This window comes from Kitasatospora sp. NPDC036993, from assembly GCF_055607525.1.
On sequence record NZ_JBVJRP010000021.1, the window covers coordinates 80,443 to 92,905 of the forward strand.

General features: G+C 75.8%; 10 protein-coding genes, 1 pseudogene and 1 riboswitch. Of the genes and pseudogenes, 8 read left to right on the forward strand and 3 right to left on the reverse strand.

What is annotated here, in order from left to right; translation table 11 throughout:
- Positions 1–266: 266 nt before the first annotated feature.
- Positions 267–397, forward strand: a riboswitch (cobalamin riboswitch).
- A 123-nt stretch (positions 398–520) separates the two neighbouring features.
- From ACZ7C5_RS33050 to cpt, 6 genes and pseudogenes are all read left to right on the forward strand, one after another.
- Positions 521–1,510: a cobalamin biosynthesis protein gene (locus tag ACZ7C5_RS33050; protein WP_470324090.1), complete on the forward strand. Its 990-nt coding sequence runs from the start codon at positions 521–523 to the stop codon at positions 1,508–1,510.
- Positions 1,507–3,048 carry a cobyric acid synthase gene (locus ACZ7C5_RS33055; RefSeq protein WP_470324091.1) on the forward strand — a complete coding sequence of 514 codons (1,542 nt, stop codon included), beginning with the start codon at positions 1,507–1,509 and terminating at the stop codon, positions 3,046–3,048. The genes ACZ7C5_RS33050 and ACZ7C5_RS33055 overlap by 4 nt, the downstream gene beginning before the upstream one ends.
- 101 nt (positions 3,049–3,149) lie before the next feature.
- On the forward strand, positions 3,150–5,348 hold the full coding sequence (locus ACZ7C5_RS33060; RefSeq protein ID WP_470324092.1) for a putative cobaltochelatase: 2,199 nt from the start codon (positions 3,150–3,152) through the stop codon (positions 5,346–5,348).
- Between the two features lie 3 nt (positions 5,349–5,351).
- A complete protein-coding gene (cobO, locus tag ACZ7C5_RS33065; protein ID WP_401091183.1) occupies positions 5,352–5,957 on the forward strand; it encodes a cob(I)yrinic acid a,c-diamide adenosyltransferase in 606 nt (201 codons plus the stop codon).
- A 4-nt stretch (positions 5,958–5,961) separates the two neighbouring features.
- Positions 5,962–7,362, forward strand: a complete 1,401-nt coding sequence (locus ACZ7C5_RS33070) for a cobyrinate a,c-diamide synthase (RefSeq protein ID WP_470324093.1) — start codon at positions 5,962–5,964, stop codon at positions 7,360–7,362.
- Between the two features lie 113 nt (positions 7,363–7,475).
- Positions 7,476–7,997 (forward strand): annotated as a pseudogene (cpt, locus tag ACZ7C5_RS33075) (chloramphenicol phosphotransferase CPT); the annotation flags it as partial.
- A 99-nt stretch (positions 7,998–8,096) separates the two neighbouring features.
- On the opposite strand, the gene ACZ7C5_RS33080 reads toward cpt, so the two are convergent.
- Complete coding sequence (locus ACZ7C5_RS33080) at positions 8,097–8,708, reverse strand: TetR/AcrR family transcriptional regulator (protein ID WP_470324094.1); 612 nt, start codon at positions 8,706–8,708, stop codon at positions 8,097–8,099.
- A gap of 118 nt (positions 8,709–8,826) precedes the next feature.
- Here ACZ7C5_RS33080 and ACZ7C5_RS33085 point away from each other — a divergent pair, with 118 nt between their 5' ends.
- Positions 8,827–10,059 (forward strand): FAD-dependent monooxygenase, encoded by a 1,233-nt coding sequence (locus ACZ7C5_RS33085; RefSeq protein WP_470324095.1) that lies wholly within the window; start codon positions 8,827–8,829, stop codon positions 10,057–10,059.
- Positions 10,060–10,153: 94 nt separating this feature from the next.
- Here ACZ7C5_RS33085 and ACZ7C5_RS33090 read toward each other — a convergent pair whose 3' ends face one another.
- Both ACZ7C5_RS33090 and ACZ7C5_RS33095 read right to left on the reverse strand, forming a co-directional pair.
- Entirely contained in the window at positions 10,154–10,606 is a 453-nt protein-coding gene (locus ACZ7C5_RS33090; protein WP_401091176.1) for a hypothetical protein, read from the reverse strand.
- Between the two features lie 153 nt (positions 10,607–10,759).
- Positions 10,760–11,269: a MarR family winged helix-turn-helix transcriptional regulator gene (locus tag ACZ7C5_RS33095; RefSeq protein WP_470324096.1), complete on the reverse strand. Its 510-nt coding sequence runs from the start codon at positions 11,267–11,269 to the stop codon at positions 10,760–10,762.
- A 170-nt stretch (positions 11,270–11,439) separates the two neighbouring features.
- Here ACZ7C5_RS33095 and ACZ7C5_RS33100 point away from each other — a divergent pair, with 170 nt between their 5' ends.
- On the forward strand, positions 11,440–12,393 hold the full coding sequence (locus ACZ7C5_RS33100; RefSeq protein WP_470324097.1) for an EamA family transporter: 954 nt from the start codon (positions 11,440–11,442) through the stop codon (positions 12,391–12,393).
- The last annotated feature ends 70 nt before the right edge of the window (positions 12,394–12,463 follow it).

The window sequence follows — 12,463 nt, forward strand, 5'->3', positions numbered from 1 at the left end:
CCCGTGGCGAGGAGGACGGGGGCGATCGGAGGTACCCAGGCGGAAGGGGACGGGCTCGTCCCGGTGAAAAGTCACAAGAGTCACGAGAGTGGTGGGAGTGGCGAGACTGGCGACGGGAGCCGGCGAGAGCGGACCGGGCCGGTGCCGGGCCGGGCGATCGGAGGGGGCGTCAGCGATGTCCGGGTGTGACCAACCCCTCCGTGACCTCGGTTGACTCCCGGTTCTGGCCCGTGATGGGATCCTGGGGCCAAACGGAGGGCATGGAGAGGAAGCCGGTGGAAGTCCGGCGCGGTCCCGCCACTGTCACCGGGGAGCACGCTCGGAACATCGCCACGGCGGGCCGTCGAAGGCCGCTGGAAGGCTCCGAGGGTGCGTCCGACCCGGAAGCCAGGAGACTCTCGCCCCCGTCACGTCGATCCAGGGCGCGGACCCTGAGTGAGGACACGCACCCGATGCAGGCTGCCCCGCCCCGCCGGACTTCGAGCTGCCTTCCGCCGTGCGCCCGCTGACCCCGCGCCCGGTGGCCCCACCCACGTCGGCCCCGCGCCCGCTGACCCGCGCCGCCGCGTTCGCGCTCGGCGCCGTCGCGGGCCACGCCGCGGACGCCCGCTTCGGCGACCCCCGCCGGGGCCACCCGGTGGCCGCCTTCGGCAGCGCCGCGACCGCCCTGGAGCGACGGCTGTGGCGCGACGACCGCGCCGCCGGAGCCGGGTACACGGCGCTGTGCGTCGGCGCGGTCGCGGCGGGCGCGCTCGCCCTGGACCGTACGGTGGGCCGGCGCCCGCTGGGCCGGGCGGCGCTGGCGGCGGCCGCGACCTGGACGGTGCTCGGCGGCACCTCGCTGACCCGGGAGGCCCGCACCATCGGCCGCTCGCTGGCCGCGGGCGACCTCGCGGCCGCCCGCGAGCGGCTGCCGCACCTGTGCGGACGGGACCCGAGCGCACTGGACGAGCAGCAGATCGCCCGGGCGGTGGTCGAGTCGGTGGCCGAGAACACCGCCGACGCCGTGGTGAACGCGCTGACCTGGGGCGCCCTGGCCGGCACCCCCGGTCTGCTGGCCTTCCGCGCCGTGAACACCCTGGACGCCATGGTGGGCCACCGCTCGCCGCGCCACACCCGGTTCGGCTGGGCCTCGGCCCGGCTGGACGACCTGGCGGGCTGGCCGGGCGCCCGGCTGACGGCGCTGCTGACGGTGGCCGCCGCGCCCGAGCCCAGGACGGCCTGGCGGGTCTGGCGGCGGGACGGCTCCGCGCATCCGAGCCCGAACGCGGGCCAGGCGGAGGCGGCCTTCGCCGGCGCGGTGGGCGTTCGGCTGGGCGGGACGCTCCGGTACGGCGAGCGGGTGGAGCACCGTCCGGTGCTGGGCGCGGAGCTGCGCCCGGTGACGGTGGACGACATCGAGCGGGCCTGCGCGCTGTCCCGGCGGGTGGGCGCACTGGCGCTGGGTACGACGGTCGCGGGGCACGTCCTGCTGCGGGCGTTCCTGGGGAAGAAGAGGGGAAGGGCATGACGAACGCGCTGCTGGTCGCGGGGACGACCTCGGACGCGGGCAAGAGCGTGGTGACGGCCGGGATCTGCCGTTGGCTCGTCCGCCAGGGTGTGCGGGTCGCGCCGTTCAAGGCGCAGAACATGTCGCTCAACTCCTTCGTCACCGCCGGCGGCGCCGAGATCGGCCGCGCCCAGGCGATGCAGGCGCAGGCCGCCCGGGTGGAGCCGGAGGCGGCGATGAACCCGGTGCTGCTCAAACCGGGCGCGGACGGCCGCAGCCAGGTGGTGCTGCTCGGCAGAGCGGTCGCCGAGGTGGGCGCGCTGGACTACCGCGAGCGCAAGCCCGTCCTGCTGGAGCGCGCCCTGGAGTGCCTGGCCGACCTGCGCCGCCGCTACGACGTGGTCGTCTGCGAGGGCGCCGGCTCGCCCGCCGAGATCAACCTGCGCGACCGCGACATCGCCAACATGGGCCTGGCCACGGCCGCCGCCCTGCCGGTGGTGGTGGTCGGGGACATCGACCGCGGCGGGGTCTTCGCGGCGATGTACGGGACGCTGGCGCTGCTCTCGGCGGAGGACCAGCGGCACGTGGCGGGCTGGTTCGTCAACAAGTTCCGCGGCGACGCGCGGCTGCTGGCGCCCGGGCTGGAGATGCTGCACGAGCTGACCGGCCGTCCGGTGCTGGGCACCCTGCCGATGCTGCCGGGGCTGTGGCTGGACGCCGAGGACTCGCTGGACCTGTCCACCGTGGTGGACCGGGTGGACGGCCGCGGGCCGCTCGGCGCGGACGTGCTGCGGGTGACCGTGGTGCGCTTCCCGCGGCTGTCCAACTTCACCGACCTGGACGCGCTCGCGCAGGAGCCGGGCGTGCTGGTGCGCTGGGCGACCCGGCCGGAGGAGCTGGCCGACGCCGACCTGGTGGTGCTGCCCGGCACCCGGGCCACCGTCGCGGACCTCGCCTGGCTGCGCGGACGCGGCCTGGAGCCGGCCCTGAGGGCGCGGGCGGCGGCCGGGCTGCCGCTCCTCGGCGTCTGCGGCGGCTACCAGATGCTGGGGCGCTCGATCGTGGACGAGGTCGAGTCGAAGGCGGGCGCCGTCGAGGGTCTCGGTCTGCTGCCGACGCACGTGCGGTTCGGCGTGGAGAAGGTTCTGGCGCGGCCGGTCGGCGAGGCGTTCGGGCAGCGGGTGGAGGGCTACGAGATCCACCACGGGGTGGTGACGGTCGAGGGCGGCGGGGAGGTGTTCCTCTCCGATGGCCACGGGCAGGGCCTGGACGGCTGCCGGGTGGGCTCGGTCTGGGGCACGACCTGGCACGGCGCGCTGGAGAACGACGGGTTCCGCCGCGAATTCCTGCGCGAGGTGGCCGGGTTGGCCGGCCGGGCGTTCGTCGCGGCGCCGGACACCTCCTTCGCCGCGGCGCGCGAGGCCCGGCTGGACCGGCTGGGCGACCTGATCGAGGAGCACGCCGACACCGACGCGCTGTGGAAGCTGATCGAGGGCGGAGTGCCGGCGGCCGGATCGCTGCCGTTCGTCCCGCCCGGGGCCCCTGGGAGTGACGCATGAGCCGGACAGGACCGCGAGACCAGGCTGGTCTGCAGAGCCAGGCAGGACCGCGGGACCAGGCTGGTCCCGCGGAACCGGGCACGACAGGAGTGGGGTACGGCATGAGTGACGTCCGCTATCCGTTCACCGCGATCGTCGGCATGGCCGACCTGCGGCTCGGGCTGCTGCTGAACGCGGTCTCCCCGGCCGTGGGCGGCGTGCTGGTGCGCGGCGAGAAGGGCACCGCGAAGTCGACCATGGTGCGCGCGCTGGCCGGCCTGCTGCCGTCCATCGCCACCGTGGACGGCTGCCGCTTCGCCTGCGACCCGGCCGCGCCCGACCCGCAGTGCCCGGACGGGCCGCACGTCTCCCCGCCTTTCTCCGAACGGCCTTCCCAGCTGGTCGAGTTGCCGGTCGGCGTGGCCGAGGACCGGATCGTCGGCTCGCTCGACCTGGAGCGGGCGCTGGCCGAGGGCGTCAAGGCCTACGAGCCGGGGCTGCTCGCCAGGGCGCACCGCGGCGTGCTCTACATCGACGAGGTCAACCTGCTCCAGGACCACGTGGTGGACCTGCTGCTGGACGCCGCCGCGATGGGGCGCTCCTACGTCGAGCGCGAGGGCGTGTCGGTGCGGCACGCGGCCCGGTTCCTGCTGGTCGGCACGATGAACCCGGAGGAGGGCGAGCTGCGGCCGCAGCTGCTCGACCGGTTCGGCCTGACCGTCGAGATCGCCGCCACCCGCGACCCGGTCGAGCGCGCCGAGGTGGTCCGCCGCCGGCTCGCGTACGACGTGGACCCGGCCGGCTTCGCCGCGCGGTTCGCCGAGGAGGAGCGAGCACTCGCCGAACGCATCACCACCGCACGGGAGTTGCTTCCCAAGGTGGAGCTGCCGGATGTGGCACTGCGTCAGATCACCGCCGTCTGCGCCGCGTTCGAGGTGGACGGGCTGCGCGCGGACATCGTGATGGCCCGCACGGCCGTCGCGCTGGCCGCCTGGGACGGGCGCACCGAGGTGCTGGAGGAGGACGTCCGCAAGGCGGCCCGGCTTGCGCTGCCGCACCGGCGCCGGCGCAACCCCTTCGACGCGCCCGGACTGGACGAGGAGCAGCTGGAGCGCACGCTGGAGGAGCAGGCACAGGGCGACGACCCCGAGCCGGACCCCGAGCCCGAGGGCGACGGTCCGGGGCCCGACGGCGACGGCCCCGGCAACGGCGACGGCCCTGACGGGGGCGGCCCGGACGGCGGCGGGGCGCCCGATCCGTCCGACGGCGGCACTCCGGAGGCCACCGCCCCCGACGGCACCGGCGGTGCCGAGAGCGCCGAGGGCGCCGAGGGCGCCGAGGGCGGCGAGGGCGCCGAGGGCGGCGACGCACCCGCGCAGCAGCCCGTACCGGCCCAACACCCGGCCCCCGCACGGGAGTCGTCGCCGGTCGCGGCCGGAGACCCGTACCGGACCCGGCTGTTCACCGTCCGCGGCACCGGCCACGGCGCCCAGGGCCGCCGTTCCCCCGCCGAGACCACCGGCGGGCACACCGTCCGCGCCCGCCGCCCGCAGGGCGCGCTCGGCCGGCTGCACCTGACCGCGACCCTCCAGGCCGCCGCGCCGCACCAGGCCGCGCGCGGGCGCAGCGGTCGGGCGCTGGTGCTGCGCAAGGACGACTTCCGCGAACAGGTGCGCCAGGGAAGGGAGTCCAACCTGGTGCTGTTCGTGGTGGACGCCTCCGGTTCGATGGCCGCCCGGCAGCGGATGACCGCCGTCAAGGGCGCGGTGCTGTCGCTGCTGATGGACGCCTACCAGCGCCGGGACAAGATCGGGATGATCACCTTCCGCGGCTCGGGCGCCGAACTGGCGCTGCCGCCCACCTCCTCCGTGGAGGTCGGCGCGGCCCGGTTGGAGTCGCTGCCCACCGGCGGCCGGACCCCGCTGGCCGCCGGCCTGCTGCGCGCGCACGAGGTGCTGCGGGTGGAGCGGCTGCGCGACCCGAACCGGCGCCCGCTGCTGGTCGTGGTGACCGACGGCCGGGCCACCGGCGGGCGGGACGCGCTCGCGCAGTCGCACCGCGCGGCCGCGCTGTTCGCGGCGCAGGGCGCCGCGAGCGTGGTGCTGGACTGCGAGTCGGGCCCGGTCCGGCTGGGGCTGGCCCACACCCTGGCCGGGCTGCTCGGCGGCACTGCCGTCAGCCTGGACGAGCTGCGCGCCGAGGGCGTGGCCTCGCTCGTCCGCGCCAACCGCTCCGAGAACCGCTCCGAGAACCGCTCCGAGAGCCGTTCGGCGAACCGCTCCGTGAACCGTGCGACCACCACCATGCGAAAGGCGGCCTGACCGATGCCCAAGGGTGTCCCCGAGAGCGTTCCCGACGACGGCATGACCACCCGCCAGCGCCGTACGCTGCCGATCACCGCCGTGCACACCGGCCCGGGCAAGGGCAAGTCCACGGCCGCGTTCGGCATGGCGCTGCGGGCCTGGAACCAGGGCTGGCCGGTCGGGGTGTTCCAGTTCGTGAAGTCCGCCAAGTGGAAGGTCGGCGAGGAGAACGCGCTGCGCGTGCTCGGCGCCTCCGGCGAGGGCGGCACCGTCGACTGGCACAAGATGGGCTCGGGCTGGTCCTGGATCCAGCGCTCCGCCGAACAGGAGATGTCCAGCGAGGAGGCGGCCAAGGAGGGCTGGGAGCAGGTCAAGCGGGACCTCGCCGCCGAGACCTACCGCTTCTACGTGCTGGACGAATTCACCTACCCGATGCACTGGGGGTGGATCGACCCGGACGAGGTGGTGGCCGTGCTCAGGGACCGCCCGGGCAGCCAGCACGTCGTCATCACCGGCCGGTACGCGCCCGAGGCGCTGACCGGATTCGCCGACCTGGTCACCGAGATGACCAAGGTCAAGCACCCCATGGACGCCGGCCGCAAGGGCCAGCGCGGTATCGAGTGGTAGACCGTTGAGCAGCATTCCCCGCCTCGTCGTCGCCGCGCCCTCCTCGGGCGCCGGCAAGACCACCGTCGCCACCGGCCTGATCGCCGCGCTCGCCGCGCGCGGACTGGCGGTGTCGCCGCACAAGGTCGGCCCCGACTACATCGACCCGGGCTACCACGCGCTCGCCGCCGGGCGCCCGGGCCGCAACCTGGACGCCTTCATGTGCGGGCCCGAGCGGATCGCGCCGCTGTTCCTGCACGGGGCGGCGGGGGCGGACGTCGCGGTGGTCGAGGGGGTCATGGGCCTGTTCGACGGGGCCTCCGGGCGCGGGGAGCTGGCGTCCACGGCGCACGTCGCCAAGCTGCTGCGGGCACCGGTGGTGCTGGTGGTGGACGGCTCCTCGCAGTCCCGCTCGGTGGCCGCGCTGGTGCACGGCTTCGCCTCCTGGGACCCGCAGGTGCGGCTCGCCGGGGTGATCCTCAACCGGGTCGCCTCCGACCGGCACGAGCACCTCCTGCGCGAGGCGCTGGAGGAGGGCTCCGGCGTACCGGTGCTGGGCGCGCTGCGCCGCTCGGCCGCGGTCGCCACGCCGTCCCGCCACCTCGGGCTGATCCCCGCCGTGGAGCGCTCGGCCGAGGCCCTGAAGGCGGTCGCCGACATGGGCGAACTGGTCGCCTCCTCGGTCGATCTGGACGCGCTGCTCGAACTGGCTCGGACGGCGCCGGAGTTGGACGCCGAGCCGTGGGACCCGGCGGCCGAGGTCACCCCGGTGGCCGGCCGGCCGCGGATCGCGGTGGCGGGCGGCGCCGCGTTCTCCTTCTCGTACGCCGAGAACGCCGAACTGCTGGGCGCCGCGGGCGCGGAGGTGGTCCCGTTCGACCCGCTGCACGCCACGGCGCTGCCCGAGGGCACCGCCGGACTGGTGATCGGCGGCGGATTCCCCGAGCTGTACGTGCGCGAGCTGAGCGGCAACGACCGGCTGCGCGCCGCCATCGCCGCGTTCGCGGCCGCGGGCGCGCCGATCGCCGCCGAGTGCGCCGGGCTGCTGTACCTGGGGCGGGAGTTGGACGGCCTGCCGATGTGCGGCTTGCTGGCCACCGACGCCCGGATGACCGAGCGGCTCACCCTCGGCTACCGGGAGGCGGTCGCGCTGCACGACTCCCCGCTGGCCCCGGCCGGCACCAGGCTGCGCGGCCACGAGTTCCACCGCACGGTCTGCGAGCCCGGCGCGGGCGAACTCCCCGCCTGGGGCTGGCGCCTGCCGGCCGGGCCGCGTACGGAGGGCTTCGCGGAGGGCAACGTGCACGCCTCCTACCTGCACCTGCACTGGGCGGGTGCGCCGGCGCTGGCGGCGTCGTTCACGTCCGCGGCGGCGGCGTTCGCGGCGGGGGCGGCGGGGGCGGCGGGGGCGCCCGGGGCGGCGTAGGGCGCGACCTCCTGGCGCACTGCCGGTCCCCGATGCCCTGCCGGCCTCGACGCCCTCCGGCGGGGAAACGCCGCGACGCCGCGGGGTGCCCGGCCTATGCTGCGCGCATGCATGTGATCGTCCTCAACGGCGGGTCCAGCTCGGGCAAGTCGAGCATCGCCGGACGCCTCCAGGAGTTGCTCCCGGAGCCGTGGCTGCACCTCGGCACGGACACCATGGTCGACGCGCTGCCGCCCTCGCTGCGCAGCGGCGGCGAGGGGATCGGCGGACTGGAGGACGGGGACGGCACGGTCCGGGTCGGTCCGGTGTTCGCGACGCTGGACGCCGCCTGGACGGTCGGCGTGGCGGCGATGGCCCGGGCCGGGGCCCGGATCGTGGTGGACGAGGTGTTCCTCGGCGGCACCGCCTCGCAGGCCCGGTGGCGAGCGGCCCTGGAGGGCCTGGAGGTGCTCTGGGTCGGGGTGCGCTGCGACCCGGCGGTGGCCGCGGCCCGGGAGGCCGCGCGAGGCGACCGGGTGGCGGGGATGGCCGCCGCACAGGCGAAGTCGGTGCACCGGGGCGTCACGTACGACCTGGTGGTGGACACCTCTCGGGCCTCCGCGGCGGACTGCGCGCAGGTCATCGCCGCCCGGGTCGTCGCCGCACAGGTCGAGGCCGCGCGGATCGGGGCCACGCGGGCGACGGCCGGCGGTTCGCCCGACGCCCGGGCTGACACCGCCTCGTAGCCCTTCGCGCTACTCCCGGTCGAGCAGCACGGTGAGGTAGCACGCCATCTCGGCGCGCAGTTCCTCCGGCGCCGGGATGTGCCAGTGCCCGCTGCCCGCCGTCGCGTTGAACAGCACCCCGTCGCACCAGCGGATCAGGCGGCGGGCGTCCGCCGTCGGGTCGGCCGAGCCGCACCGCGCGAGCAGGACGGCGGCGAGGTCGGCGAAGCGGGTCCCCAGACGGTCGTAGACGGCGCGCAGTTCGGGCCGCCGGGTGGCCTCCAGCGCGAGCTCCAGGCGGGCCAGGGTGAGCCGGCGCCCACTGGTGAGCGCCCGGTACAGCACGTCGGCACCGACCCGTACGAGGAGGGCCCGCGCGGCGGCGGGGTCGGGCGGCGCCGCGGCGGGGGCCTGCCCGGTGAGGACCGGGTGGTCCTCGGTCTCCCGCTCGACGATCCGGGCGAGCGCGAGTTCGAGCAGGGCCGCCCTGGTCCGGGCGAGGTTGGAGGTCGAGCCGGCGGGCAGGCCGGCCTCCTCGTCCACGGCGCGGTGGGTCAGCCCGCGCAGACCACGCTCGGCGATCAGGGTGACGGCGGCGTCGGCGATCAGGGTCGGGCGCGGGGGCGTCATGGGTCCGATCATGGCCTTTCTCCTCGGGCGATCCCAATTCACTACAGCAGTAGTGTCCCGCGAACTACACCTGTAGTACGGTGCTGGCAGACGGAGACTACAGATGTAGTCCGAGGAGAGGAGCCCTCCCGTGGACGCCCAGCAGGACAGGCGGCAGCGCAGGCAACAGGACGGCAGGCACCAGACCGACAGGCAGGCGATCGTCATCGGCGGCGGCATCGGCGGACTCACCGCCGCGCTCGCCCTGCACCGCCAGGGTGTCCCGGTACGCGTCCACGAGCGCGCCGAATCTCTCGAACCGGTCGGCGCCGGGCTCGTCCTGGCCCCCAACGCCCTGCGTTCCCTCGACCGGCTCGGCGTCGGCGAACGGCTGCGCGCCCTCGCCACCCCGCACCCCGCCGTCGGCCTGCGCCACCCCTCCGGCCGCTGGCTCGCCCGCACCAGCACCTCGGCCCTGGAGGCCTGCTTCGGCGACATGATCGCCGCCGTCGCCCGCGCCGACGTCATCGCCGCCCTGGTCGACGCACTCCCGGAGGGCACCGTCCGCACCGGCTCGCCCGCCACGCTCGTCACCCCCGGCAGCACCGCCGAGCCCGCCGTCGTCCGCACCGGTGACGGAGAGGAGAACGCCGCGCTGGTCGTCGCCGCCGACGGCATCCGTTCCGCGACCCGCGGTCTGCTCTTCCCGCGGCACCCCGGCCCCCGCTACAGCGGCTTCACCAGCTGGCGCACCGTCGTCGCCCCCGGCCGTCACCCGGCCGCCGCCGGCGAGGTGTGGGGCCGCGGGCGCCTCGCCGGGATCGTCCCGCTCGCCGACGGCCGGGTCTACGTCTACGGCGCCGCCCTCGCCCCGGCCGGCGAGCGGGCCGCCGACGGCGACGAGCGCTCCGAACTCCTGCGCCGGTACGGCGACTGGTGCGCCCCGGTGCCGCAGCTGTTCGCCCTCGCCGAGCCCGGGCGCGTGCTGCGCCACGACGTCTGGGACCTCACCGACCCGCTGCCCGCCCACCACCACGGCAGGGTCGCCCTCCTCGGCGACGCCGCCCACGCGATGTGCCCCTTCCAGGGCCAGGGCGCCTGCCAGGCCATCGAGGACGGGCTCATCCTCGCCTCCCTGCTCACCCCCGCCACCGACCCGGCCGCCGTCCTGCCCGCCTACACCGCAGCCCGGCTCCCCCGCACCACCGCGGTCGCCGCCGGCTCCCGTCGCATCGGCGGCCTCGTCGCCCTCCGCTCCCCCGCCGCCACCTGCCTGCGCACCGCAGCCCTCACCCTCGCCGGACTCCTCCCCGCCCGCACCCTGCTCGGCCCCTCGGCCCGGACGTACGACTGGCAGCCACCGGACCTGGGCGAGGCGGGCTGAGAGCACCCCCGGACGCCGACAGCCGAGCGCGGTGGGCTGAACGACCGGCTGTGTGCCGGGCGCGCGCCGGCGAGCCGCGCGCCGGACGTCGGCGTCACGCGCCCTTGCCGAAGGTCCCCCTGAGCGGGTCGCCCCGGTGACAGGCGGCGCAGCGCACCCGGGTGTAGATCGCCACCGGTCCCATGAAGACGTCCTCCCGCCCGTCGGCCGGGGACTCGGAGGCGGCCGGCTTCCCGCAGTCGAGGCAGACCCGTCGGGAGCGGGCGGCGACGGAGCAGGCGCGGCAGATCAGGTGGGTCGGGTGTTCCGCGTGCACGACGACCGGCTGCGGCCCGCCGTACAGCAGGTGGTCGCACCACGTGCAGGACTCGTCCGCCTGCGACGCCAGCATCCGGGCCCTGGTCTCCTGCTGCCACTTCGCCGCGTTCTGCAGCGGCACCCTCACCGGCGGCCCCCACCCGGCGGAGGTGAGCCACTGGGCGCCCTCCGCACCGGCGGCCCGCAGCTGGTCGTCGACGGCGATGTCCCTGGGGGTCTTCTCTTTCATCGGGGCCTCTCCTCCGGTGGGCTTCCACGGGGGATAACGCCGCCGGGACACCGCTGGACACGCGGCCCGTCGGCCGCGGCCGACGGAACCGCAGGCGAAACCCGTACCGAGCGCCCCCGGAGCGCGCCGGCCCCAGAGTGCGCCGGCCCCGGCTCAGAGGATCGGTTCGGTGTCCCCGTGCGCGACGAGGAGCTTGCGCAGCAGGGCGTCCAGCCGGGCGCGCTCGTCCTGGTCGAGGGCCGAGAGGATGCGTTCCTCGTTGCGGACGTGGCCGTCCATGGCGCCGTCGATCAGCTCCTTGCCGGCCGGGGTGAGGCGGACCAGGACGGCGCGGCGGTCGGTCGGGCAGGGGTTGCGCTCGACCAGGCCCTTGGCGGACAGCCGGTCGACCCGGTTGGTGATGGCGCCGGAGGTGACCATCGCGGACTTGAGCAGCGCGCGGGCGTTGAGCTCGTACGGCTCGCCGGAGCGGCGCAGGGTGGCCAGGACGTCGAACTCGGAGGAGTCCAGGCCGCAGCGGGTGAAGTACTCGCGCAGTGCGTTGTCGACCCGGACGTTGAGCCGTCGCAGCCGGCCGACCAGGGCCATCGGCCCGGAATCCAGGTCGGGGCGGGCCATGGCCCACTGCTCGACGATGTCGTCCACGGTGTCGCGCTGCTGCATGCCCGCCGCCTTCCCGGAGCCGTCTGTGCGAAGCTGCCGGGTCGCCCACCTGTCCGAAGCCGTCCGGGCGACCCGATGCGGATATCTTAACATTCACATACTTGACGTTCGCCAACTCCCAGGCGTAAAAATACCTCAACGTTCAGATAATCAACGTTCAGGGGAACGTCATGGCCGTCATCGACCGCAAGCGCGCGGGAATCGCCGCCACCGCCGCACTCGCCCCGGCAGCCTGGGGCACCACCTACCTCGTCACCACCCAGCTGCTGCCCGACGGCCGCCCGCTGCTGCTCGCCGCGCTCCGCGCGCTCCCGGCCGGGCTCCTCCTGCTGCTGATCGGCCGCCGACTTCCCAAGGGGCGCTGGTGGGGGCGCGCAGCCGTACTCGGGATGCTCAACATCGGGCTGTTCTTCCCGCTGATGTTCGTCGGCGCGTACCGCCTGCCAGGCGGCGTCGCGGCCACCATCGGGGCGATCCAGCCGCTGCTCGTCGCCGGGTTCTCCATCGGTGTGCTGCGTGTGCGGCCGGGCCGGCGGGCGGTGGTCGCCGGGCTTGTCGGGGTCGGCGGGGTCGCCCTGCTGGTGCTCAAGAGCGGCGCGCGGCTGGACGGCGTCGGGATCGCGGCGATGGTCGCCGGGGTCGCGCTGATGGCCATGGGCACCGTCCTCACCCGCCGCTGGGGGCGCCCCGAGGGCGCCACCCTGCTCGACCTCACCGCCTGGCAGCTCCTGGCCGGCTCGGTCTTCCTCGTCCCGCTCGCCGCCCTGGTCGAGGGCGCGCCGCCCGCCCTGAGCGCCGCCAACCTGGCCGGCTTCGCCTACCTCGGCCTGTTCGGCACCGCGCTCGGCTACGTCCTCTGGTTCCGCGGCATCCAGCAGCTCGGCGCCGGCCCGGCCTCGTTCCTCGGCCTGGTCAACCCGGTCGTCGCCACCCTCGGCGGCCTCCTCGTCCTCGGCCAGACCCTCACCCCCTGGCAGGTCCTCGGCCTCCTCCTCGCCCTCGCCGCCCTGCTCGCCGGCCAGTCCCCCGCCCGCCCCACCCCGGCACCGGTCGCAGCACCGGCCCCCACCCCCGCCCCCGCCGCGACACCCGCTCCGCTCCCCGAACCGGCGGCCGCCCGCTGAGAGCCCTCGCACACCTGCGGGCATCCGCCTCGCAGGTGTCCGGCCGTTTCCGGCCGCCCGTCCCGATCTC

Bases quoted from the DNA above. Each gene is read 5' to 3' on its own strand.
- ACZ7C5_RS33080 (WP_470324094.1), bottom strand. From the start codon at position 8,708: ATGATCGGACCCATGACGCCCCCGCGCCCGACCCTGATCGCCGACGCC.
- ACZ7C5_RS33090 (WP_401091176.1), bottom strand. From the start codon at position 10,606: ATGAAAGAGAAGACCCCCAGGGACATCGCCGTCGACGACCAGCTGCGG.
- ACZ7C5_RS33095 (WP_470324096.1), bottom strand. From the start codon at position 11,269: ATGCAGCAGCGCGACACCGTGGACGACATCGTCGAGCAGTGGGCCATG.
- cobO (WP_401091183.1), top strand. From the start codon at position 5,352: ATGCCCAAGGGTGTCCCCGAGAGCGTTCCCGACGACGGCATGACCACC.
- ACZ7C5_RS33055 (WP_470324091.1), top strand. From the start codon at position 1,507: ATGACGAACGCGCTGCTGGTCGCGGGGACGACCTCGGACGCGGGCAAG.
- ACZ7C5_RS33060 (WP_470324092.1), top strand. From the start codon at position 3,150: ATGAGTGACGTCCGCTATCCGTTCACCGCGATCGTCGGCATGGCCGAC.
- ACZ7C5_RS33100 (WP_470324097.1), top strand. From the start codon at position 11,440: ATGGCCGTCATCGACCGCAAGCGCGCGGGAATCGCCGCCACCGCCGCA.